Genomic DNA, 22948 nt, shown 5'->3' on the forward strand with positions numbered 1-22948 from the left:
GACGGGTCTTGCGACATCCGGGCGAGAGGACACCGACATGACCGACCTGAAACTTGTGATCGCCGCGCTCACGGCGGACGGCGACGACGTGGACCGCATGGTGGCCGGCCTGCCCGCCGCGAAGTGGGCGCTGGAGACCCCCTCGCCCGGCTGGACGATCGCGCACCAGATCGCGCATCTGTCCGCGACGTTCCGGATGGCGGGGCTGGCCGCCTCCAACGCGGAGGCGTTCGGGAAGCTGGCGGCCTCGCTGTCGCCGGACTTCGACGCCAACGTCCGGTACGCGATGGCGGGCTTCCTGGCCGAGCCGCCGGAGGTGCTGCTGGGCCAGTGGCGGGCCCAGCGGGACGGTGCGATCAAGGCGCTGGCCGCCGCGCCGCCGGACCAGATGGTGCCCTGGCTGGTCAACCCGCTGCCCCCGGCGGTGCTCGGGATGGCGGGCATGATGGAGCTGTTCGGCCACGGCCAGGACATCGCCGACGCGCTCGGCATCAAGCCGGAGCGTACCGACCGGATCCAGCTCATCGTGGCGTTCGCCATCAGGACCTGGACGTTCGGCTACCTGGCCCGCGGGCTGACGCCGCCGGACGAGGAGTTCCGGTTCGAGCTCACCGGGCCGTCCGGGGCGCTCTGGGCGTTCGGGCCCGAGGACGCGCAGAACCGGATCACGGGGGCGGCGGCGGACTTCTGCCTGCTGGTGACCCGGCGGCGGCACCGGGACGATCTCGACCTGGCCGCCGAGGGAGGAGAGGCCGACCGGTGGATGGACCTCGCCCAGGCCTACCGTGGCCCCGCCGGAGACGGCCGCACGCCAGGTCAGTTCAGCTGACCGCCCGACCGGTGCCCTCGGCCAGGACGTTCGCGCCTGGACCGGGGGCGTCGGCATATATGACGTACCGATGGGGAGCCACCGCCACCCGGACACCCGGCAGCGCGTCCACGCAGGCCGCATGCACCTTCCGCAGATCCGCGAAATCCGGATTTATCAGGTGAGCGATTAGTTCGCCGCCGTGCTCGGTGACCTCGGCGGAGCGTGCCCCTGTGACGCTCCTGACCAGGTCGGCGACGCTCGGCAGGTGGGCCCAGCCGCCCTCGGTCCGGCGCCAGTCGCCGTCCCGCCGGGCGGGCGCCAGGCCGGTGTGCTCGCCGATCTCGGCGGTGCCGATCTCGGCCGTGGTGGCGGCGGCCAGCAGCCGTTCCACCCCGCGCAGCCAGTCCAGCGCCTCCTCGGGCGGCAGGACCGCCGAGTCGAGCAGCATGGTCAGCCGCAGCATGTCCCCGGCGTCGTCGGCGAAGACGAAGTAGCTGCTGGTGCTGCTGTCCACGCCAGGCAGCCAGCGCCAGAGCGTGCGCTCCAGCGTGTCCGGGCCGATCGCGCCGGGGTTGGGCGGGCGCGGCGGCCCCAACCGGCGGTAGTTGAGCCAGCAGGACAGGTCGAACGAGATGCCGCGCTCGTACTCGATCTCGCGCCGCCGCGCCGCCAGCTCGCCGGGCGGATGCGCCCCGAACCGGGCCGCCCGGGTGAGCGCCGTCCCCGCCCGCACCATCAGATCGGATACCGAAATATCCGATAAATCGATGCATACGGGGACGTCCTGGGTGTGCATGCCGACCGCGAACCGGGTCCTCGGCGCGATCCTGTTGCCCACCGTGAGCTGCAGGAACGACCGGTCCAGCGCGCTGACGTGCCCCGCGATCGCGCTGATCCCCGCGAACAGCACGCTCGCCGCGCTGACGTTGTGCCGTGCGCTCAGGGCGGCCACCGCCATCGCCAGCGCGGGGGAGTCGAACTGCAGGTACCGGTAGCGCGGCGGCTCCACGGCCGCCGCCGGGCGCGGCAGCATGGTCTGCGGCATCGCCAGGAACGTCTCCGCGTGCCAGCGCACCGCGCGCTCGCCGTGCCGCCGCCCCGCGTCCGACTTCTCCCACTCGGCCTCGTCCAGCGGCCGGTGCACGACCTCCGCCCCGGGTACGGCCGCGGGCGGCCGGGCCAGCACCCCCCGCAGGTGGTAGTGGAGCCAGTGCCCGCCCGTCTGGTCCAGCACCAGATGGGACGCCACCACCGCCAGCTGCCTCGGCGCCCCGCCCGAGGTCACCAGCGCGACCCGGATCGGCCACTCCTCGCACACGTCGAACGGCACCGCCCACATCGCCGCCGCCAGTTCGCCGGCCACCGTCGCGGCGGCCCCCGGCCCGGCCTCCACGACCGGAACCTCCAGCTCGCCCTCGCGCAGCACCCGCTGCCCCGGCCCGTACGGCGGCGGCACGTAGACGGTGCGCAGCGCGTCGAACCCCTCCATCAGCTCCCGCAGCGCCTCGAACACCTCGGCCGCGCCGACCCCCGTACGGAGCGCCCAGGTGAATCGGAGATTGACGCTGCTGGTGTCCGGAGCCAGCTGCTCCATCAGCGCGAACATGTGCTGCTGCGCCCAGGTCAGCGGGCCGGTCGCGACCTCGCCGGTCGCGCCGGTCGCGCCGGTCGCGCCGGTCGCGCCGGTCGCGTGGAACGGCACGATCTGGGTCGGGTGACCGGCCAGATCCTGCCCTGTCGTGCTCTTCACCGGTCGCTCCTTCGCCCATCCCGGCCGCGCCCGCCTCCGCCGACCAGAGGCAGGAACCGAAACGGCCGACACATTTCTAAGTATGTCCGAAAATTTCGGTCGCGGGATGTGAAAAGGCCGCGCCGTCCGGAGACGACGCGGCCCTGTTTTCCGATAGTTACGCGCAGGTAGTTACGCGCAGGCTTTCCCGTTCAGGGTGAACAGCCCCGGAGCCGGGTTCGCCCCGCCGGCGCTGTCCCCGAGGAAGCCGAACGTCACCGTGCTGCCCGGCATGATCTTCTTGTTGTGGCTGAGGTTGGTCGCGGCCACCGACGCGCCTGACTGGGTGATGCTGCTCAGCCAGTGGTCGGTCACCTTCTGGTCGCCGGTCCACGCCCACCGCAGCGTCCAGCCGTCGATCGGCGTCGTCCCGGTGTTGGTGACGGTGGCCTGCGAGGTGAACCCGCCGGCCCACGCGCCGTGCCGGACGTAGTCCACCCGGCACGCCCCGGCGGCCGGCGCCTGCCCGTTGCCCTGGTCGGCCAGCGCGGACGCGATCCAGGCCAGCGCCGAGTTCCAGTTGACCGCCACCTCGTTCGTCGCGTACGACTCGATGTGGTCGACGTAGCAGAACTGCGGCTTGCACCCGGCCAGCAGGCCGGAGGCGTACGGATCCTCCAGCGCCGCGTTCGCGCCCCCGGCGATCGAGCCCGCCGGCGGATTCGGCAGGGTCTCGTCTAGCTGGTGGCCGAAGATCCGGCTGTGCTGGTTCTGCGGGTTCTTCTCCCCCCAGCCGGTGACATAGGAGTGGTTGAGCGCGTTCCTGCCGAAGATGTAGTCCATCCCCTGCAGCGCCCCGGCCTGGTACTTGCGGTCCCTGGTCAGGTCGTACGCGGTGGCCATCACGATCACGTTGTTGATGATGTTGCTGTTGGAACCCCAGAAGTAGCTGTTGCCGCTCCCCGGTAGCGGCAACCCGTACGCCTCACCGGCCAGCGTGGCCAGATACCCGTCCGCGGCCGTCACCACCGACTGGCGGAGCTGGTTGCGCTCCGCGGCCGGCAGCTCGCTCGGCACGGTGGCCAGGTCCATCCGGCCCAGCGCGGCGGTGGCCGGCCAGCCGAACCCGGTCGAGCTGAACACGTTCCCGGTGTGGTGCGGCGAGGCGCGCAGCTCGGTCAGGTAGGCGGCCTCGCCGGTGGTCAGGTACAGCTCGGCCGCCGCCCAGTAGAACTCGTCGCTCACGTCGTTGTCGTTGTAGGTGCCGCCGCCGTTGCCGTCGTTCGGGCTGGCGTACCTGGCCGGGTTGGCCTTGGCGGCCGTCCAGGCGCGCTTGGCGGAGGTCAGGCACTTGGCCGCGAAGGCGGAGTCGTACCGGGCGAACAGCCGGGCGCACTGCGCGGCCGTGGCCGCCAGGTTGAGGGTGGCCGCCGTGGACGGCGGGTGCAGTTCGCGGAGCTGCGGGTCGTCCTCCGGCTGGAGCGGCAGGCCGGTCCAGTTCTGGTCGTGTATCTTGTGGTGCGCCATGCCCGCCAGTGGCTTGCCCGCGGGCACCTGCATCCGGATCAGGAACTCCAGCTCCCAGCGGGCCTCGTCCAGGACGTCCGGCACGCCGTTGCCGCGCTCCGGCACCCGCAGCGTGCTGTCGCCCAGCTCCGCGCCGCCGAAGCCGGTGATCGCGGTCTTGGTCCGCTCGAAGGTGCTGAGCAGCTGGTAGGCCGCGATGCCGCCGTTGACGACGTACTTGCCGTGGTCGCCCGCGTCGTACCAGCCGCCGCGCACGTCCAGCCGGTAGTCGCAGACGCCCGGCTGGCAGGGTACGTCGGTGTCACCCTGGTTGGGGGCGACCCCCAGGTGACCGGCGGGCCGCGCGTACTGCGCGCCGAACAGCGCGCCGTCGATGGCGATGCCGCTGCGCTGGATCGCGAAGAACTGGAGCGAGTCCGAGCGCAGCTGGTCGTACACGTCGGCGGAGATGTCGAACGGGTAGCTGACCTGGCCGTCGGCGACCAGCGTCAGGCCGGTCCCCGCGCCGGTGTAGGCGCTGAAGTCGACCGTGTGCACGTTCTGCCCCGAAGCCGGGTCGACGCCTCGCGACGTGCTGTTCCCGCTGGCCAGCACCGTTCCGCCGCCGTTCTTGAGCTGCCACGGCAGCGCCGCGGTGGCGTCGGTCACGACGGTCGCGTGCTTCGGCCCGTTCGGCAGGTAGCCGACCTGGTTCACCCGGACCCTCGGCCCGGTGTCCGGCACATACGGCGGCTCCTCCTCGCCGCCGCGCAGGGACACCTCGTCCAGGCAGAGCCGGTACTCGGCGGTATTGGCGCCCACGTGGAACACCACCTGCGACCGCTCGGTGTCCGCACTCGCGGTGAAGGTGTACTCGAAGGTCTGGGTGGCGGGGGTCAGCGGCACCGCGCGCGAGAAGAACGAGGTGAACGGCGCGTCGCCGAGCTGCACGTTGGCGTTGACAGAAGAGCCGGGCGAGGCCGACGCCTCGAACGAGAAGGTGTAGGTCGCGCCGTCGACCAGCGGCACGTCGTTCTGCCCGATCCCGGCGTCCCACGGGTTGGCCAGACCGGCCGGCACGGTGGTGCACAGCCGCCCGTCCGCGGTGCTGGTGGCGTTGGTGCCGTAGGTGAACCAGCCGCCGAGCCCGTCCCCGAAGTCGCCGTTCTCCAGCTGCTCCGGCCCGCCCGCCGGCGGCTCCGCGTCGCTGTCGCTGGTCAGCGAGACGTCGTCCAGGCAGAACGTGAACGCCGTGGCGGCGCCGCCCAGCTGGAAGGTGAAGGTCCCGTTGGCCGAGTCCAGGTTGCCGTCGAACTCGTAGGTGAAGGTCTGCGGCGTGGTGGTGAGGGCCACCTCGCGGGAGACCGCCGTGGTGAACGGCGCCTCGTTCAGCTGCACGTTCGCCCGGACCGTCGCGGCCGCGCTGGCCGAGGCCGTGAAGGTCAGCGTGTACGGATCGCCGTCGGCCAGCGCGATGTCGTTGTGGCCGAGACTGGCGTCCCAGGGGTTCGCGGTGCCCGCGGGCACCGCCGCGCACAGTTCGCCGTCCACGACCGAGATCGGGGTGTTCCCGGTGGACCACCACGGAGTGGTGGCGCTGTCGAACGTGCCGTTGTGGAGGTGTTCGATGACCTCGGCGTGCGCCGAGGAGGCCGTCAGGCCGGTGAGGGTGAGTACGGCGGCGGCGCAGCCCGCGACGAACGCGTGCAGGCGCCGGCCAGGCGATCGGGTCACGACGGTCCTTCCAGGATCGCGTGGGAGGGATGTGGGAGCGCTCCCGCGCAGGCTAGGGGAACTGGCGACCGTCGGAAAGACATCGGTGGCAGCGGACCGGCCCGGGAGGCGGTCAGGGCCTCAATCCGCAGGTCGCGGCCGTGTCCGGGCCGGAAGGCCCGGCCGTCGCGTGATCTTCTATGAATGTTTCACCGCGGCATGACGGGCATGCCGCGGCGTCCGGAGTTCGCCGGCCAGGTCGCGGCCCGGGGCAACGCCGGCTCAGCTGCCCGACTGCTTGCGCCAGGCGGCATAGCGGTTGGTCGGCGGGAGCCAGACGGTGATCAGGGCGACCAGGCCGCCCAGGCCCGCCGCCAGGCCGAGGATCATGATCAGCGGGCTGAGGCCGTCGGCCAGCGCGATCAGGGCACCGAGGATCGCGCCGAGGCTGAAGAGCGTCAGGACCACCCGCGCCCAGGTCTTGGCGGACCGGAGGGCCACCACCAGCAGGCCGATGACCAGGCCGTTGATGATGAACATCAGGCCGCGGGTGGTCACGATGGAGGTGTCGGCCGAGGCCAGCGCCAGCTCGGCCAGTTCCTCGCTCACGCCCAGCGCCTTCGCCTGCTCGATCAGCAGGTCCTCGCCGGCCATCAGGTAGACGACGCCGTTGACCAGGTTGGCCACCGCGATGACGATGGCGCTGATCAGAGTGATCGTGAGCGTCGTGGGGGCCGCCAGCGGAGGCTGCGCCACCGCGGCGTGGCCGGGCTGCTGCGGGTAGCCCTGCTGCGGCGGGTAACCCGGCTGCTGGGGATATTGCGGGCCCTGCGGGTACTGCGGATTCTGCTGATACTGCGGATTCTGCTGATACTGCGGGTTTTGCGGATACTGCGGGTTTTGCGGATTCACGGAATACCTCTCATCGCGTAAATATCCGCCATTGTGTGCGGCGCCATCAGTGATCAATGGAGGCAGCCTGAACACGCACAACGAGGCGCCGGAAAGGCGCGTGGCGGGTAACGCTAATACCTTGGCCGTGGTCTCTCCGCGAGGTCAAAGTCCACTAAGAATGTAAATAACATCGCAAAGTGGCCCTGTTCAACCGGGTGAATCAGTGCCCCGGGATCCGCCACGAAGATCGTGAGCGGCGTAGCTCCGGCCTCCGCTGAGCGATACCCTTTTCTCTGTATGTCATACGACACGAGGGTCATAACATATGGATTCAGTATCATCTGAGTTCGCGGCTCCCCACCGGCGGCGGCTGGCCGTGGAGATCAGGGAGTCGCTGCGTGCGCTCGGCAACCAGTTGGCGCTGCTCAACCACCACGTCGGCATGCACGCCGGGCTCAAGGACGTGGATCTGGACTGCCTCGAACTGATCTCCCGGCACGGCCCGATCAGCCCGAGCGCGCTGGCCCGCCGGGCCGGTCTGCACCCGGCCACGGTGACCGGGATCATCGACCGGCTGCAACGCGACGGCTGGGTGGTCCGCGAACGCACCCCCGAGGCCTCCGACCGCCGCGCGGTCGCCGTTCGCGCCCTCCGTGACCGGGGCGCGGAACTGTTCCACCTCTACTCGGGGATGAACACCGCACTGGACCAGATCTGCACCGGATACGACGACAAGGAATTGGAACTGCTCGCCGAATTCCTGCGCCGCACCAATGTCGCGGGCCGCGAAGCCACCGAGGCACTCGCCGAAGAGGACTGACGGCGAAAAGGGCGCCGGTCGCCGGACTTCGCGGCGACCGGCACCCTTTCAGGCGGAGACGACCGACTCGTCGTCGGACGTCGCCGCGCGGGCGGTGACCAGCACCGGCCGCTCGACCACGCTGACGTCCACCCGCAGTCCCGGCGCGAGCCGTACCGCGTCATGGCCGGGGACGTCGGCGAGGAGCTGGCTGTCGTCGGCGAGCTGCACCCGCAGGCGGGCGGTCGAGCCGCGGAACGAGGAGGCCATGATGAGCGCGGGACCGGCCTCGGCCGGGGTGACCCGCACGGCCTCCGGCCGGACGAGCACGTCGACGAGCTCGCCCGGCGCGGTGCCGTCGATCGGCAGCAGCTGGCCCAGGACCTCCACCCGGTCGCCGGTGACCCGGCCGGGGATGTGGTTCATGGTGCCGACGAACTCGGCCACGAAAGGGGTGGCCGGGCGGTCGTAGATCTCGGCGGGCGCGCCCACCTGCTCAAGACGCCCGTCCTTCAGCACCGCCACCCGGTCGGCGACCGACAGCGCCTCCTCCTGGTCGTGCGTGACGAACACGGTGGTGATGCCCAGCTCCAGCTGGAGCCGGCGGATCTCCTCCCGCAGCGACACCCGGACCTTGGCGTCCAGCGCGGACAGCGGCTCGTCCAGCAGCAGCACCTTCGGGGCCAGCGCCAGCGCGCGGGCCAGCGCCACCCGCTGCTGCTGCCCGCCGGACAGCTGGTGCGGGTAGCGGTCGCCGCGCCCGGCCAGGCCGACCAGCTCCAGCAGCTCGTCCGCGCGGGAGTGCCGCTCGGCCACCGGGCGGCGCCGCACCCGCATCCCGAACGCCACGTTGTCGCGGGCGTTCAGGTTAGGGAACAGCGAGTACGACTGGAACACCATCCCGGCGTCCCGGCGGTTGGCCGGCACCCGGGTCACGTCGTTGCCGTCGATCAGCACCATCCCGGAGTCCGGCCTCTCGAACCCCGCCACGCAGCGCAGCGCGGTCGTCTTGCCGCACCCCGACGGGCCCAGCAGCGCGATCAGCTCGCCCTGCGCCACGGTCAGGTCCAGCCCGTCCAGCGCCACCGTCGGCCCGTACGTCCGGCGCAGCCCGCGGAACTCCACGGTCATGATTTCTTCCTTCCGGCCCGGGACAGCGTGAGCAGCAGCAGCCAGGCGAGCAACAAGCTGAGAATGGACAGCGCCACCGACAGCTGCCCGTCGCTGCCGGAGATCGTCACGATCCAGACCGGGAACGTCTGGTAGCCGAGCAGCGCGGCGACGGTGTATTCGCCGAGCACCAGCGCCAGCGTCAGGAACGCGGCCCCGGCCAGCGAGGAACGCAGGTTGGGCATGATCACGCGCAGCATCACCTGCGGCCAGGACGCGCCCAGGTTCCTGGCCGCCTCGACCAGGGTGACCACGTCGATCGCCCGCAGGCCCGCGTCCAGCGACCGGTAGGCGAACGGCAGCGCCAGCACCACGTACGCCAGCACCAGCACGAACGGGAAGTTCTCGTCCTGCAGCGAGATGAGCGTCTGCCAGAACGGCGTGGCCGCCAGCGCGTCCGCGCCCTCCCGCAGCGAGGTGCTGATGCCCACCACGTAGGTGATCGGGGGCACGATCAGCGGCAGCGTGGTGATCGTCTCCAGCACCGGCCGCAGCCCCGGCGCGCCCAGCCGCACGGCCAGCATGGCCGGCAGCAGCAGCACCAGCACGATGACGATCGTGGCCGCCGCCAGCGCCAGCGACAGCAGGAAGCTCGACACGAACCCGGGCGCGGACAGGATCCGGCCGTAGGCGCCGAGGGAGAACCCCTGCGCCTCGTTGTACACGGTGAACGTCGCCGCGATCACCATCGGCACCAGGAAGTAGACGGCGGCCACCAGCAGGACCACCCGCCGCCCCCAGCCGCCGCCCGCGACCGGCAGCGGCGCCGCCGTCACCGGCACGGCGGTCGGCGTCACCGCAGCCATCGTGAACTCCTTCGTTGCAGCGGCAGGTAGACGGCCATCACCAGCAGGGCGATGACGATCATGTCCAGGCTCAGCGCCAGCGCCACGTTCTCGAAGCCGACCAGCACGTTGCCGGTCAGCGCGTCCGCGATCTGCAGCGTCACCAGCGGCACCGACGCGCCCACCATGGCGGCGGCCGTCGCGTACGCCGCGAACGCGCCGCCGAACAGCAGGACCACGCCGCCGAGCAGCGCCGGGGCCAGCACCGGAATGCCGACCAGCCGCCAGAACTGCCAGGTCGTCGCGCCGCTGTTCAGCGCCGCCTCCCGCCACTGCGGGCGCAGCCCCTCCAGCGCCGGCGCGATCACCAGCACCATCAGCGGGATCGAGAAGTACAGGTAGACCATGGCCAGGCCCCAGAAGTTGTAGAGCAACCCCGAGCCGAGCCCCAAGCCGACGGTGACCACGCCCGAGTTGCCCAGGGTGGCGATCCAGATGAAGGCCAGCGGCACGCCGCCGAAGTTGGCCAGCACCCCCGACACGCTCAGCACCGCCTCGCGCAGCATCGCGCTCTTGGAGGTGAGCACGGCGTGCGCCAGGAACGTCCCGGTCAGCGCGCCGCCCACGGCGACCACCGCGGACAGCTGCACACTGCTCAGCAGCGTCCCCAGGTACGGCTCGCGCAGGCTGGCGGCCAGGTTCGCGAAGCCGTACGAGGAGGGCTCGCCTGGCGCGCCCTTCTCGGTGAACGCGCCGGCGGCCAGCATCACCGCCGGGATGCCGAAGGCGATCGCCACCACCAGGAGAAGGGGCACGGCGGGGCCCCACCCCTTCCCCCAGGTGCGGCGTGCTTTCCGCTCGGTCATCCGGCGACCGCGGCGCCCCAGCCGGCCGCCAGCGCCTCCTGAGCCTTCTTGGCCTGCTCGTCGGTCGGGAACGTGGGCGTGCCGTCCACGGCCGGCAGCGCGGCGGAAGCGGCCTGGTCCACGGTTCCGTCAGCGATCATCGCGGGCAGCAGCACCGGGCGGGCGAAGCCCTTCAGGAACAGGTTCTGGCCCTCGGGGCTGTACAGGAACTCCTGCCAGAGGCGGGCCGCCGCCGGGTGCGGGGCGTCCTTGTTGATCGCCTGCGCGTACAGCTGGAAGTACTTGCCGTCGGTGGGGATGACGGTCTTCCAGTCCAGGCCCTTGGGGGCCATGATCGGCGCGTAGGCGGCGTTGTTGTAGTCCCAGTCGATGCTGATCTGGGTCTCGCCCTTCTCGATCGTGGCCGGGGTGGTCTCCACCGGGTTGAAGTTGCCGGCGTCCTTGAGCTTCTTGAAGAACTCGATGCCCGGGGTGATGTCGTCGAACGAGCCGCCGTTGGCCAGCGCCGCCGCGAACACGCCGGCGAACGCGGAGCCCGCCTTGGTCGGGTTGCCGTTCATCGCGACCTTGCCCTTGTACTCGGGCTTGAGCAGGTCGGCGAAGGTGGTCGGGCAGGGGTCGACCTTCTTGGCGTCACAGCCGATGGAGACGTAGCCGCCGTAGTCGTTGAACCAGAGCCCAGTCGGCTCCTTCTGCCCATCGGGGATCTTGTCCCAGGTCTGCACCTTGTACGGCGCGAACAGCCCTTCGGCGGCGCCGCTCACCGCGAACGCCTGGCCGACGTCGAGCACGTCCGGGGCGCGGTCCTGGCCCTTGCGGGTCTTCACCGCGTTGATCTCGTCGGCGGAGGAGGCGTCCGGGGTCTCCTCCTCAATCTGGATCTTGGGGTACTTGGCCTTGAAGGCGGTCAGGATCTCACCGTAGTTGGCCCAGCTGGGCGGCAGCGCGATGACGTGGAGCTGGCCCTCGGCGTTGGCGGCCTCAACCAGCTTGTCCAGACCGCCGAAGTCGGCGGCCGAAGTGGCGGTCCTGGCGTCAACCCCGCCGCTGGACGCCGACCCGGACGCTCCCGTGGTGGTGCTGGGAGCCGCTCCACAGGCGGCGGCGCCGAAAATGAGAAGGGCCGAAAGTCCGGCGATTGGCAGTCGTGCAGAGGTCACAGCAGATCTCCAGGTGGAACGATGTAGGACTTCTCCGAACAAACTAGGGATGGCGTCTCTTGGGTCAGTGACGCGGGAGTGAACGGGGGCGGACCATCTGGAAACCGCTGACCTCATCCCACCGTCCTCCGGATCGATCTGGCTTGATAGTCGTCAATATCGGTCAAGAAGGTCTCCGTTCGGTGCCGAACTTGCTGCGTACGGGGCACAAGCCGCGTACATCGGTGGTCAGAACTCGGCGGCCGCGTCCACCAGCCAGGCGGCCAGGTACGCGGCGAACGACGCCCGCACCAGAATCAGGAACCCGTCACTCTCGGCGATCAGCACGACCTGCGTCCGCGCCAGCAGCGTCTGCGCGCACCGCCCGTCGGGAAAAGCCGAAGGATGCAGGTCAAGGGCACACCCATGCGCCAGCAACTCCCGCGCCCGCGCCCCCGTGACCCTGATCGCCGTCCGCTGCGCCGACACATCCACCCCACGGGCCCCCGCAGCCCCGATGACCAGCCATTCATCAGGCCCCAGCCAGGCTGTGACCGTCTCCCCGGCCGTCACAGTGGCATTGGGCGGCGTGAGCGCTTCCGCACTCCTGACATTGACCTGCGTCAAAAACGGAATTTCGTTCATCCGCAGGCCATCGAACTCGACGGAGAAACCGCCCAGCGGACTACGCCGCTCGGGTCCCGGTGACCCGGCCTCGACCGCGAAACGACCATAGGCGGCCGCCGGCGCAACCACCTCGCCTGCCGGCACTCCATCCGCTAGCCCGCCCGCCCGCGCGGCGGTGTCGGTGTCGTGGGGGGTGGATCTCGCGGCAGCGGCCCTCTTCGCCGATGCGTCCTTTACTTGATCGACGGTGTCGGTGTCGTTGTGCGGTTCTTCGGGGTTGCCGTCGCGGCGGGTGTGGTCGGGGTCGTAGAGGACGGGGGAGGTTACGTCGGCTTTGGTGCCGGTCAGGGTGGTGAGGGTGGGGTGGGGGCCGGCTACGAGGGCCAAGGCGAAGGTGCGGTTCAGGGCTGGGCTGGTGTAGCTGGAGGTGACGTGGCCGACCATTTGGCCGTCGGCGAGGAGGGCTGTGCCTTCGGGGAGGAGGGTGGTGGGGTTTTGGGGGAGGAGGCCGACCAGGTGGCGGCGGTCGGGGCGGGCGGTGTCCTGGCGGGTGAAGGAGCGTTTGCCGAGGAAGTCGGGTTTCTTCTTGGAGATGATCCAGGTCATGGCGAGGTCTTGGGGGGTGGTGGTGCCGTCGGTGTCCTGGCCGATGATGGGGTAGCCCTTTTCGGCGCGGAGGACGTGCATGGTTTCGGTGCCGTATGGGGTGATATTTCGGGACATGAGGGTTTGCCAGAGGGCGAGGCCGTACCAGGATGAGACGTTGATCTCGTAGGCGAGTTCGCCGGAGAAGCTGATTCGGCAGACGCGGGCGGGGATGCCGGCGACTTCGGTGTCGCGCCAGGTCATGAAGGGGAAACTCGCCTGGTCGACGGCGAGGGTGGGGGCCAGGTCGCGGAGGACGGCGCGGGAGCCGGGGCCGACGAGGGCCACGGTCGCCCACTGTTCGGTGATGGAGGTGCAGGTGACGGCCAGGTCGGGCCATTCGGTCTGCAGCCACTCCTCCATCCAGTCGAGTACGGCGGCCGCGTTGCCGGTGGTGGTGGTGATCAGGAAGTGGTCCTCGGCGAGGCGGATCGCGGTCCCGTCGTCGAAGACCATGCCGTCGGGGCGGCACATCATGCCGTATCTGATCGAACCGACGGGTAGTGAGCTGATCAGGTTCGTGTAGAGGCGGTCGAGGAACTCGGCGGCGTCGGGGCCGATGACGTCGATTTTGCCGAGGGTGGAGGCGTCCATGGCGGCGACGTTCTGCCGGGCGGCTCTGCACTCCCGGAGGACGGCGGTGTCCATGTCCTCGCCGTCGCGGGGGTAGTACCAGGGGCGTTTCCACTGGCCGACGTTCTCGAAGAGGGCGCCGTGGTCGACGTGCCATTGGTGGAGTGCGGTGATCCGTACCGGATCGTGGAGGGCTCCACGATCGCGCCCGGCGAGCGCCGCGAAGGAGACCGGCAGATAGGGCGCACGGAACGTGGTGTTCCCGACATCGCCCGGTTCCGCGCCGATCGCGTGGGCGACCAGAGCCGCCGTCAGCGCGCCGGACGTCTTTCCCTGGTCGTGCGCGGTTCCCGCGGTCGTGTAGCGCTTCACGTGCTCGACCGAAGTGAGCCCGGCGCTCGTGGCACGCCACACGTCGGCCACGGTCACGTCTCGCTGGAGGTCCACGAAATGGCGTGAGTAGTCGTCGGCGGGGACGAACCAGAGTGATTCGCCGCCGTGATCGATGTCTCCCCGGGCGGAGCCCACGACCTCGACCGCCTGCGGTGATTCACCCGGAACGAGCGCGCCCAAGGAATCGTCGTATCGCAGCGTTCCGCCGGACTGGCTGAACAGGTGAACAACCGGATTCCAGCCACCCGACACCAGCAAAAGGTCAGCCGAGATCTCCCGGCTGCTGAAAACAGAGTCCCGCGGGCTGACAAGCACGGAGGACACCCCGCCATCACCCAGCGCCTCAGTCACGAAATATCCGGCAAGAACCTCAATGCCCGCAGCCCTCGCCCGATTCGCCCACACATCCCCGGGAGCGCGCCGCGAATCCACAATCGCCGCGATCGATACCCCACCCGCTACGAGATCCAGCGCGGCCGCATAAGCACTGTCATTCGTCGTGAACACGACCGCCCGCCGACCAGGCACCACCCCATACCGAACGAGATACTCCCTGGCCGCCCCAGCCAGCATGACCCCCGGCAGATCATTCCCAGCGAAAGCAACCGGCCGCTCATGCGCCCCCGTCGCAAGAACCACCCGCTTCGCCCGGATCCGCCACACCCGTTCCCTGGCCACCTCCGGCGGCGCACCCAACCCCAAATGCGCGGTCCTACGCTCAACCGCCACCAGATAGTTGTCGTCGTAATACCCAACCACGCTCGTCCGCGCGAGCACCCGAGTCTCCGGCCCCACCAGCGCATCGACACTCACGGATCCGGGACCGCCCGCGAGCCCGAGACCGCCCACGGATTCGGGACCGCCCACGAAGCCGAGGCCAGGCCAATCGGCTCCTATCGCGCCCGAGTCGGCGATGATCACCCGAGCCTCGGAACGCTCGGCTTCCAAAGCGGCAGCCACTCCGGCCCGGCCGGCCCCCACCACCAGCACATCGCAATGCGCATAAATCGCGTCATATCGCGCCGGATCTGCCTGATCGGCAAGTCGCCCGCGCCCGGACAGGCTGCGCGCCACCAGTCCGTCATAAAGCTCGACCACCGTCGCCAGAACCATCGGCTCGGGAAACGGCTCCTCAATCTGCACGACCGCATTGGGTTCCTCGACCCCAGCCGAGAAAATCCCCCGGGGCCGTCCCAGAAGCGCACTCGTCCCAACCCGCCGAACTCCATTGGCCAGCAATGCCGACGCGAGCGTATCCCCCGGATGCCCGCTGAACTCCCGCCCATCGAAAACGAACCGAAGCACCCGCCCCCGGTCGACCGCCCCCAACTCCGGATGCCGCATCACCCGATCACCGGCCGCGTCTGCGCAGGCAGATAGACCGCCCTGATCCGATTACTCCGCGTATCCCGCACCACGTTGAACCACCGCCGGCACCCCGCCGAATGGCTCCACCGCTCCGCGAACTCCCCCTCCGGATTATCCCGGAAGAACAAATACTGCCCCCACTCCTCATCCGAAAGCCCCGCCGGATCCTCCGGGTAGGCCACATGAGCCTGCCCACCGTAATGAAACTCGACTTCGTCACGCTGCCCACACCAGGGACAGGAAATCAGTAGCACGGGGTCTCCACGAAAGAATCGTCAGTGGGCGACGGCGGCGGCGCCGTGTTCGTCTACGAGGGCGCCGGTGGTGAAGCGGGTGAGGGTGAAAGGGGCGGTCAGGGGGTGGGGGGTGTCGTGGGCGATGGTGTGGGCGTAGCACCAGCCGATGCCGGGGGTGGCTTTGAAGCCGCCGGTGCCCCAGCCGCAGTTGAGGTAGAGGTTTTCGACTGGGGTGAGGCCGATGATGGGGGAGGCGTCGGGGGAGACGTCGACGATTCCGGCCCAGGTTCTGAGGACGTGGGCGCGGGCGAAGACGGGGAAGAGTTCGAGGGCCGCGGCCATCTGGCTTTCGATGATGTGGAAGGCGCCGCGGCGGCGGTAGGAATTGGCGGCGTCTATTCCGGCGCCCATGACGAGTTCGCCTTTGTGGGCTTGGCTCACGTAGACGTGGACGGCGTTGGACATGACGACCGTGGGATGGATGGGTTCGAGGAGCTCGGAGACCAGGGCCTGGAGGGGGTGGGTCTGCAGGGGGAGGTCCAGTCCGGCGGTCTTGGCGACGACGGAGGTGTGCCCGGCGGCGGAGAGTGCGATCTTGTTGGCGGTGATCCGGCCGCGGGTGGTGGTCACGGCGGTGGCGCGGCCGTCGGTGACCTCGACGCCGGTGACCTGGCAGTGTTCGATCAGGTCCACGCCGAGGTCGGACGCGGCTCTGGCCAGGGCCCAGGCGACGTTGTCGTGTTTGGCGATGCCGGCGCGGGGCTGGTAGGTCGCTCCGAGCACGGGATAGCGCACGCCGGGGCTGACGTCGACGATCGGGCAGACCTCTTTGACCTGCTCCGGGGCGAGCCATTCCGCGTCCACGCCGTTCACCCGGTTGGCTTCGACGCGGCGGACTCCGTCGCGGACGTCCTGGAGGCTGTGGGCCAGGTTCAGCACGCCGCGCTGGCTGAACAGCAGCGGATAGCCGAGATCCTCCTCCAGGCCCTCCCACAGTTTGAGCGCGTGCTCGTAGATCCCCGCGCTCTCATCCCACAGATAATTGGATCGAATAATCGTGGTGTTTCTGGCCATATTTCCCCCGGCCAGCCACCCACGATCCAGCACCGCCACATCGGTGATGCCATGATTTTTCGCCAAATAGTAGGCCGTGGCCAGCCCATGCCCGCCCGCCCCCACGACGATCACGTCGTAGGACTTGCGGGGCTCCGCCGACCGCCACATTCGATCCGGGTGCATCGTTCTCCCTAACCGCGCAGGCGTTCCATCGCCGGGTCGAAAAGCGGTTCCGCCGCGACGACCGCCTCCAGCCGCCGATCGAAGTAGCCGATCTCCACCACCGTCCCCGGGACGGAGAGCTCCGCGGGCAACCACGCGTACGCGATGCCCCGGCCGATCGTGTAGCCGTACGCGGCGCTGGTGACATATCCGGCCGGACGGCCGCCGTGGTAGACGGGCTCCTTGCCCATGACGACGTCGTCCAGCAGCAGGCAGGTGAGCTTGCGCCGCACCGACTCCTTGCGCTCGATCAGCGCGTCCCGCCCGATGAAGTCGCCTTTGCCGAGCTTGACGGCGAACCCCAGCCCCGCCTCGTACGGATCGTGCTCGAAGGTCATGTCCGTCCCGAACGACCGATACCCCTTCTCCAGCCGCAGGCTCGCGAACGCGCCCCGGCCCGCGGGGATCGCCCCCTCCCGCAGGAGGGTGTCCCAGAGCTTGAGCCCCATGTCGGCCGTGGTGTAGATCTCCCACCCGAGCTCGCCGACATACGACAGCCGCAACAGGGTCACCGGCACATTTCCGATATATCCCCGAGCGCCACGGAAATACCGGAGCGCGGTCAGGTCGACCTCCGTCAGCGGTTGCACGAGCTCCCGCGCCCGGGGCCCCCACACGCCCAGGCAGCAGGTGCCCGCCGTGACATCCCGTACGAACACGTCAGGCGGGCGATGCCTATCCAGCCAGTCGAGATCCAGCTCGCCGTTCGCGCCGACCTGGTAGTGCCCGGCGCCCAGTCTGGCCACGGTGACGTCGCTGCGAATCCCGCCATCCGCGTCGAGCAGCAGGCAGTACGTCACAGAGCCGATGGCTTTGTCGACATCCCCGGTCGTCATCCGCTGCAGGAACGCCGTGGCGCCCGGCCCGCTCACTTCCAGCCGCTTCAGCGCTGTCATGTCGTAGACGGCGACGCCTTCCCTGGTCGCTTTCGCCTCCGCGCCGACGATCGGCGACCAGTAGCGGGCAGCCCAGTCGTTCGGGGTGAAAGCGGGCGCGGGTAACCCGTCGTTGCCGCCGTACCAATGCGGGCGTTCCCACCCGGAAGCTTCCAGGAAGACCGCGCCGAGTTCGCGTTGCCGTACATGAAAGGGGCTGGTTCGGAGTGGGCGGGGGTCCTCCATCGGCTGGAGAGGGTGGATGATGTCGTAGACCTCGACGTAGTTCTGGCAGCCGCGGGCCACCACGTAGTCGGGCGCGAGCTGGTGTTGTTCGAAGCGGTTGACGTCGCATTCGTGCAGGTCCACGGTGGAGTGTCCGTCGACCAGCCATTCGGCCATGGCCCGACCGACGCCCGCGGAATGGGTCACCCACACCGCCTCGGCCACCCAGAAGCCGCGCACGTCCCGGGATTCGCCCATCAGCGGCATGTTGTCGGTGGTGAAGGAGAAGAGCCCGTTGACGCCTTCCTCCACTTTCGCGGCGCGGGTGGCGGGCAGCAGGGACTGGGTCTCGGTCCACGCGTCGGTGAAGTCGTCCGGGGTGAAGGCCATCAGCGAGGGCATCACCTCGGCCGCGTCCACGGACAGGATGTCGTCCGCAGAGACAGGCATCGGCCTATGTCCGTAATATCCGACGCCCAGCGTGCCGTGCCGGTCCCGGTAGTAAAGGTCGGCGTCCTGATGCCGCAGGATCGGCAGGCTCGCCACCGGCTCCTCCGGCAGTTCGGGCAGTCGTCCCGTCCACGCCAGCTGATGGGCCAGCGGCGTCAACGGCAGCGACATCCCCGCCATCCGCGCCACCCGGGGCCCCCAGATCCCCGCACAACACACCACGACATCGGCCGAAATTTCCCCTTTATCGGTGACGACTCCCGTCACCCTGCCGTCCACGGCAACGACGTCGAGGACCTCATGACGCGGGAGCACGCGCACTCCCCGCGCCCGCGCCCGGTCCAGCTGCGCCGCCACCGCGGGCACGGCCAGTGCCAGCCCGTCGGTCGCGACGAACAGCCCGCCGAGAATCCGCCCGCCGTCCAGCAGCGGATGCCGCGCGACGCACTCCTCCGGGCTCAGCAGCTCAGCTTCGAGCCCCCACGAGGCAGCCCACCCGTACCGCCGATGAAGTTCACGCAGCCGCTCGGGCGAGGTCGCCACCTCCAGCCCGCCGACCTGCAGGAACGCCCCGAGCTCCACGAACTTCTCGACCGTGTACCTGGCCAGCTCCGCCATCGCCTTCGACCCGTTGGTCTGGAAGACCAGCCCGGGAGCGTGCGACGACGACCCGCCGGTGGCCGGCACGTCACCCTGGTCGACCACGGTCACCTCGGTCCACCCGCGCAGGGAGAGCTCGTCGGCGAGCGCCGCGCCCACCACTCCCGCGCCGATGACGACAACGCTCGGGCCCGCCATAGCCACCTCCGCTGTTGCAATATGCGCAACTAACCGCGTTTGCCGCAACAAGCGTCCCGTGCTGCTCACGGGGTGTCAAGCAGCACGGGACGGTCCGGAACTCAGCTCGTCGGCAACCAGGCCTTGATCTTGGCCTCGTTGTCGGCGGCCCACTTCGCGGCGGCGTCGGCCGGGGTCATCTTGTCCTCGGAGATGTACTTCGCCACCAGATTCTGGTCGTCGTTCGTCCAGCTGAAGTTCTTGATCAGCGTGAACGCGGGGCTGCCGGAATCCGCGAACTTCTTGCTCACGATCTTGTCCAGTTCGTACAGCGGGTAGTCGCACGCCACCTTGGCGGGGTCCGCGTCGCAGCCCGTCGTGTAGGCGGGCAGGTTGATCTTCACCAGTTTCAGTTCGGCCAGGAACCACTGCGGGTCGTAGAAGTAGCCGATGATGGGCTTCTGCTCCTTCTCCGACTCGCGGAACGCGGTGATCAGCGCCGCCTCGCTGCCCGCGAACACCACCTTGTAGTCGAGCTTGAGGTTCTTCACCAGCGCCTCGTCATTGGTCACGAACGATGGGTCGCCGTCCAGCAGCTGCCCCTTGTCGCCCGACTCGGAGGTCTTGAAGAGGTCGGCGTACTTGTTCAGGTTCTCCCAGTTGGTGATGTCCGGATATTTCGCCGCCATCCACGGCGCGACGTACCAGCCGATCACGCCCTGGTTCCCGGTCGGGCCCAGTTCGACGGCGGTCTTCTGCTCCTCGACGTACTTCTTCTTCAGGTCGTCGTGGCCCCAGTTCTCCACCACCGCGTCGACTTCGCCGGTGCCGAAGCCCTGCCAGGCCACCTCCTCCTTCAGGTCCTTCTTGACGACGGTGCAGCCGAAATTCTTCTCGGCCACGTGCGCGATGACCGCCGCGTTGGCCTCGTACCCGACCCAGGGGTTGATCGCCAGGTTGAGGGTTCCGCAGGCCGCGGCCGATCCGGCGGCGCCGGTGCCCGGCGCGGCGCTGGGCGCCTCGCCGACCTTGGCCCCGCCGCATCCGGCCAGCAACAGCACGGCCCCGGCCACCACGGATATTCGTCGAATTGCCATTAATCCTCCTTGATCACCCCGAGTCGGACTGTCCTGACCTGGGCCGCCCGTGTGACACGGTCCAGGACGATTCCCAGCACGACGATGGCCAGCCCCGCCGCCAGGCCCTTGCCGCGCAGTTGGTGCTGGGAGAACCCGGCGACCACGTCGTAGCCGAGCGCGCCCGCGCCGACCAGGCCGCCGACCACCACCATCGACAGCACGTAGATCAGGCCCTGGTTGGCGGCCAGCGCCACCGAGGCGCGCGCCATCGGGAGCCGCACCTTGCCGATGAGCTGCCAGGAGCTCGACCCGGCCGAGCGGGCCGCCTCGACCGTGGCCGGCGGCACCCCCCGGATGCCCTCGGCGACCAGCTTGATCGCGACCGGGGCGGCGAAGACGACCGCCGCGATGATCGCGGTGAACCTGGTCGGCCCGAACAGGCCCAGGATCGGGACGAGGTAGACGAAGGCCGGCATGGTCTGCCCCGCGTCCAGGACCGGCCGCAGCACCGCGTCGGCGCGGTCGCTCCGCCCGATCCACACGCCGGTGGCCACGCCCAGGGCCAGCACCAGGATGGTGGCGACCAGCGTGGAGGCCAGCGTGACCATGCTGTCCTGCCAGAGCCCGAGCCCGATCAGCGCCGCCAGGCCGACCGCCGCCGTGATCGCCGCCCGGAGCCCGCCGACCAGCGCGGCGATGCTCACTCCGACCGCGAACACCAGCCACCACGGCGACCCCGCCAGCAGCGACTCGAACGGGTTGAGCAGGCCGTAGGTGATCACGTTCTTGAGCGCGTCGGTGAACCCGGACAGGCTGTCCTGGACCCAGAGGCTCGCCGCGTCCGCCGCCCGCCGGACATACGACCCGAGGTCCGCCCCGGCCGGGAACTCCGCCGCCCACACATAGGTATAGGACAGATACCCCAGCACCGCCGCGATCCCCAGCGCGCCCCCGACCTCCACCCGCCGGAAAAACGCTGATATTTCGCGTCCTGTACGGCGTCGCGTCTCCACCCGGCGACTGGCGGCCGTCGTCGCCCGATCGAGCACCACCGCCATGATCACGATAGCCAGACCGGCGTTGAAAGCCGCCCCGATGTCCAGCGTCTGCAGCGCCTTCAGCACGGTCTTGCCCAGCCCCGGCGCGTCGATCAGCGCCGCGATCGTCGCCATCGACAGCGCCGCCATGATCGTCTGATTGACGCCCACCACGATCGTGCGCCTGGCCAGCGGGAGCCGTACCTGCCGCAGTGACTGCGCGGCCGTCGCGCCCAGCGACGCGCTGGCCTCCAGCGTCACCGGGGACACCTCGCGGATCGCGTGCGCGGTGATCCGGATGGCCGGCGGGATCGCGTAGATCATCGTGGCGATCGTCGCGCTGGCCGGGCCGATCAGGAAGAACAGGGTCAACGGCGCGAGATACACGAACGTAGGCATGGTCTGCATGAAGTCCAGCACCGGCGTGACGAACCGGTTGAACCGCCCGCTCAGCCCCGCCCAGATCCCCAGCGGAATCCCCACCGCCAGCGAGTACGCCACCGCCGTCAGCGTCAGCGCCAGCGTGTCCATGCTCTCCGCCCAGAGCCCGAGCAGCCCGAACGACACGAACCCGGCCACCGTCAGCAAAGCCACCCGGATATTTCCGAATATGTACGTCACGGCTGCCGCGAGCGCCACCACGCCCAGCCAGCCGAGCACCGGCACCGGCCGCCCGAACGACGGCTGGCTGATCAGCGCCTGCACGAACCGCACCGACTCGTCCAGGATGAGCCGGACGTAGTTGAAGAAGTACAGGAAGAACGGATTGCTGTTGCGGTTGTCGTCGACGGTGTCCCACGCCTGGTTGGCGCCCTCGTGCAGCGGCGTCAGCTCGGCCCCGCCCAGCGCCAGGGTGTCTCGCCCGGCCAGCAGCGCGTGCCCGAGCACCCACGCCGCCAGGATCGCGCCCAGCAGATAACGCCGGGCCGGTACCCGCGCGGTCAGGCTGAGCGTGGTCATCGCGCGATCATTTCGAGAATCTCGGCGCTGGTGACGACCCCGAGCAGCTCACCGTCGCGCACCACCCGCACCGGCCGGTCGGCGGACAGCACGACCCGCACGGCGTCCCGGATCACCAGATCCGGATCCAGCTCCGGCCCGTCCAGCGGCTCCTCCGGGAGCGCGTCCCGCATGACCCACCGCAACGTCAGCACATGCGACCGGGGGACATCGCTCACGAAATCCCGCACATAGTCGTCGGCGGGCGCGCCGACCACCTCGTCCGGCGTGCCCATCTGCACCAGCGCGCCATCCCGCATGATCAGAATCCGGTCGCCCAGCTTGAGCGCCTCGCTGAGATCGTGCGTGATGAACACCATGGTCTTGCCGACCTCGCGGTGCAGCCGGATGACCTCGTTCTGCATCTCGCGCCTGATCAGCGGGTCCAGCGCCGAGAACGGCTCGTCGAACAGCAGCAGGTCGGGGTCGACCGCGAGGGCCCGCGCCAGGCCGACCCGCTGCTGCATGCCGCCCGACAGCTGATCCGGATACGAGTTCTCGAACCCGGTCAGCCCGACCAGTTCCAGCACCTCGCGGGCGCGCTTGTACCGCTCCGCCCGCCCGCTGCCGCGGATCTCCAGTCCGTACGCGACGTTGTCCAGCACGCAGCGGTGCGGCAGCAGCCCGAAATGCTGGAACACCATCGCCAGCCGATGCCGGCGTAGCTCCCGCAGGTGCCTCTCGTCGGCCTTGCGGATGTCGGCGCCGTCGAAGAGGATCTCGCCCGCGGTCGGCTCGATCAGCCGGGTCAGGCATCTGACCAGCGTCGACTTGCCCGACCCCGACAGGCCCATGACGACGAAGACCTCGCCGGGCCGTACCGCGAAGGAGACATCCCGGACGGCGGCCACGCAGCCCGTCCGCTCCTTCAACTCCTGCCGCGACAGCGTGCTGCCGACCGCGCGCTCCGGCTTGGGCCCGAAGACCTTCCACAGGCCGCGTACGTCGAGGACGGGCTGATCTTTCATGGGCAC

At 69.6% G+C, this 22948-nt stretch carries 16 protein-coding genes; 2 read left to right on the forward strand and 14 right to left on the reverse strand.

What is annotated here, in order from left to right; genetic code table 11:
- Positions 1–37 precede the first annotated feature (37 nt).
- Entirely contained in the window at positions 38–829 is a 792-nt protein-coding gene (locus tag Acor_RS00410) for a TIGR03084 family metal-binding protein (RefSeq protein ID WP_155334459.1), read from the forward strand.
- Here Acor_RS00410 and Acor_RS00415 read toward each other — a convergent pair.
- The 3 genes from Acor_RS00415 to Acor_RS42740 all read right to left on the reverse strand — a co-directional run bounded on the left by Acor_RS00415 (position 822) and on the right by Acor_RS42740 (position 6671).
- A complete protein-coding gene (locus Acor_RS00415) occupies positions 822–2561 on the reverse strand; it encodes a condensation domain-containing protein (RefSeq protein WP_155334460.1) in 1740 nt (579 codons plus the stop codon). The two genes, Acor_RS00410 and Acor_RS00415, sit on opposite strands and share 8 nt — an antisense overlap.
- A 171-nt stretch (positions 2562–2732) precedes the next feature.
- Complete coding sequence (locus tag Acor_RS00420; protein WP_218034043.1) at positions 2733–5780, reverse strand: glycoside hydrolase family 9 protein; 3048 nt, start codon at positions 5778–5780, stop codon at positions 2733–2735.
- A gap of 261 nt (positions 5781–6041) precedes the next feature.
- Positions 6042–6671: a hypothetical protein gene (locus tag Acor_RS42740; RefSeq protein WP_174876087.1), complete on the reverse strand. Its 630-nt coding sequence runs from the start codon at positions 6669–6671 to the stop codon at positions 6042–6044.
- A 307-nt stretch (positions 6672–6978) separates the two neighbouring features.
- Between Acor_RS42740 and Acor_RS00430 the strand changes: the two genes are divergently transcribed.
- A complete protein-coding gene (locus tag Acor_RS00430; RefSeq protein WP_155334461.1) occupies positions 6979–7473 on the forward strand; it encodes a MarR family transcriptional regulator in 495 nt (164 codons plus the stop codon).
- Between the two features lie 48 nt (positions 7474–7521).
- Here the strand turns inward: Acor_RS00430 and Acor_RS00435 are convergent, their stop codons facing one another.
- From Acor_RS00435 to Acor_RS00485, 11 genes are all read right to left on the reverse strand, one after another.
- Positions 7522–8583 (reverse strand): ABC transporter ATP-binding protein, encoded by a 1062-nt coding sequence (locus Acor_RS00435; protein ID WP_155334462.1) that lies wholly within the window; start codon positions 8581–8583, stop codon positions 7522–7524.
- On the reverse strand, positions 8580–9428 hold the full coding sequence (locus Acor_RS00440) for an ABC transporter permease (protein WP_155334463.1): 849 nt from the start codon (positions 9426–9428) through the stop codon (positions 8580–8582). Before Acor_RS00440 ends, Acor_RS00435 begins: the two co-directional genes overlap by 4 nt.
- A complete protein-coding gene (locus tag Acor_RS00445) occupies positions 9416–10273 on the reverse strand; it encodes an ABC transporter permease (protein ID WP_155334464.1) in 858 nt (285 codons plus the stop codon). Before Acor_RS00445 ends, Acor_RS00440 begins: the two co-directional genes overlap by 13 nt.
- Complete coding sequence (locus Acor_RS00450; RefSeq protein WP_218034044.1) at positions 10270–11433, reverse strand: ABC transporter substrate-binding protein; 1164 nt, start codon at positions 11431–11433, stop codon at positions 10270–10272. The genes Acor_RS00445 and Acor_RS00450 overlap by 4 nt, the downstream gene beginning before the upstream one ends.
- Positions 11434–11661: 228 nt before the next feature.
- The gene (locus Acor_RS00455) at positions 11662–14994 is read right to left on the reverse strand and encodes a 2Fe-2S iron-sulfur cluster-binding protein (protein WP_281353130.1); all 3333 of its coding nucleotides are present in this window, start codon (positions 14992–14994) and stop codon (positions 11662–11664) included.
- Positions 14994–15272 (reverse strand): sarcosine oxidase subunit delta, encoded by a 279-nt coding sequence (locus tag Acor_RS00460; RefSeq protein ID WP_155334467.1) that lies wholly within the window; start codon positions 15270–15272, stop codon positions 14994–14996. The genes Acor_RS00455 and Acor_RS00460 overlap by 1 nt, the downstream gene beginning before the upstream one ends.
- A gap of 21 nt (positions 15273–15293) precedes the next feature.
- Positions 15294–16493: a sarcosine oxidase subunit beta family protein gene (locus tag Acor_RS00465; protein WP_155334468.1), complete on the reverse strand. Its 1200-nt coding sequence runs from the start codon at positions 16491–16493 to the stop codon at positions 15294–15296.
- Between the two features lie 8 nt (positions 16494–16501).
- Positions 16502–18880 (reverse strand): GcvT family protein, encoded by a 2379-nt coding sequence (locus Acor_RS00470; protein WP_155334469.1) that lies wholly within the window; start codon positions 18878–18880, stop codon positions 16502–16504.
- A gap of 101 nt (positions 18881–18981) precedes the next feature.
- Positions 18982–19956, reverse strand: coding sequence for an ABC transporter substrate-binding protein (locus tag Acor_RS00475; RefSeq protein ID WP_155334470.1), 975 nt, complete (start codon positions 19954–19956; stop codon positions 18982–18984).
- Positions 19956–21935, reverse strand: a complete 1980-nt coding sequence (locus Acor_RS00480) for an ABC transporter permease (protein ID WP_155334471.1) — start codon at positions 21933–21935, stop codon at positions 19956–19958. The genes Acor_RS00475 and Acor_RS00480 overlap by 1 nt, the downstream gene beginning before the upstream one ends.
- Positions 21932–22942 (reverse strand): quaternary amine ABC transporter ATP-binding protein, encoded by a 1011-nt coding sequence (locus Acor_RS00485; protein WP_155334472.1) that lies wholly within the window; start codon positions 22940–22942, stop codon positions 21932–21934. The genes Acor_RS00480 and Acor_RS00485 overlap by 4 nt, the downstream gene beginning before the upstream one ends.
- Positions 22943–22948 lie beyond the last annotated feature (6 nt).

Source organism: Acrocarpospora corrugata, assembly GCF_009687845.1.
Taxonomy (GTDB): domain Bacteria; phylum Actinomycetota; class Actinomycetes; order Streptosporangiales; family Streptosporangiaceae; genus Acrocarpospora; species Acrocarpospora corrugata.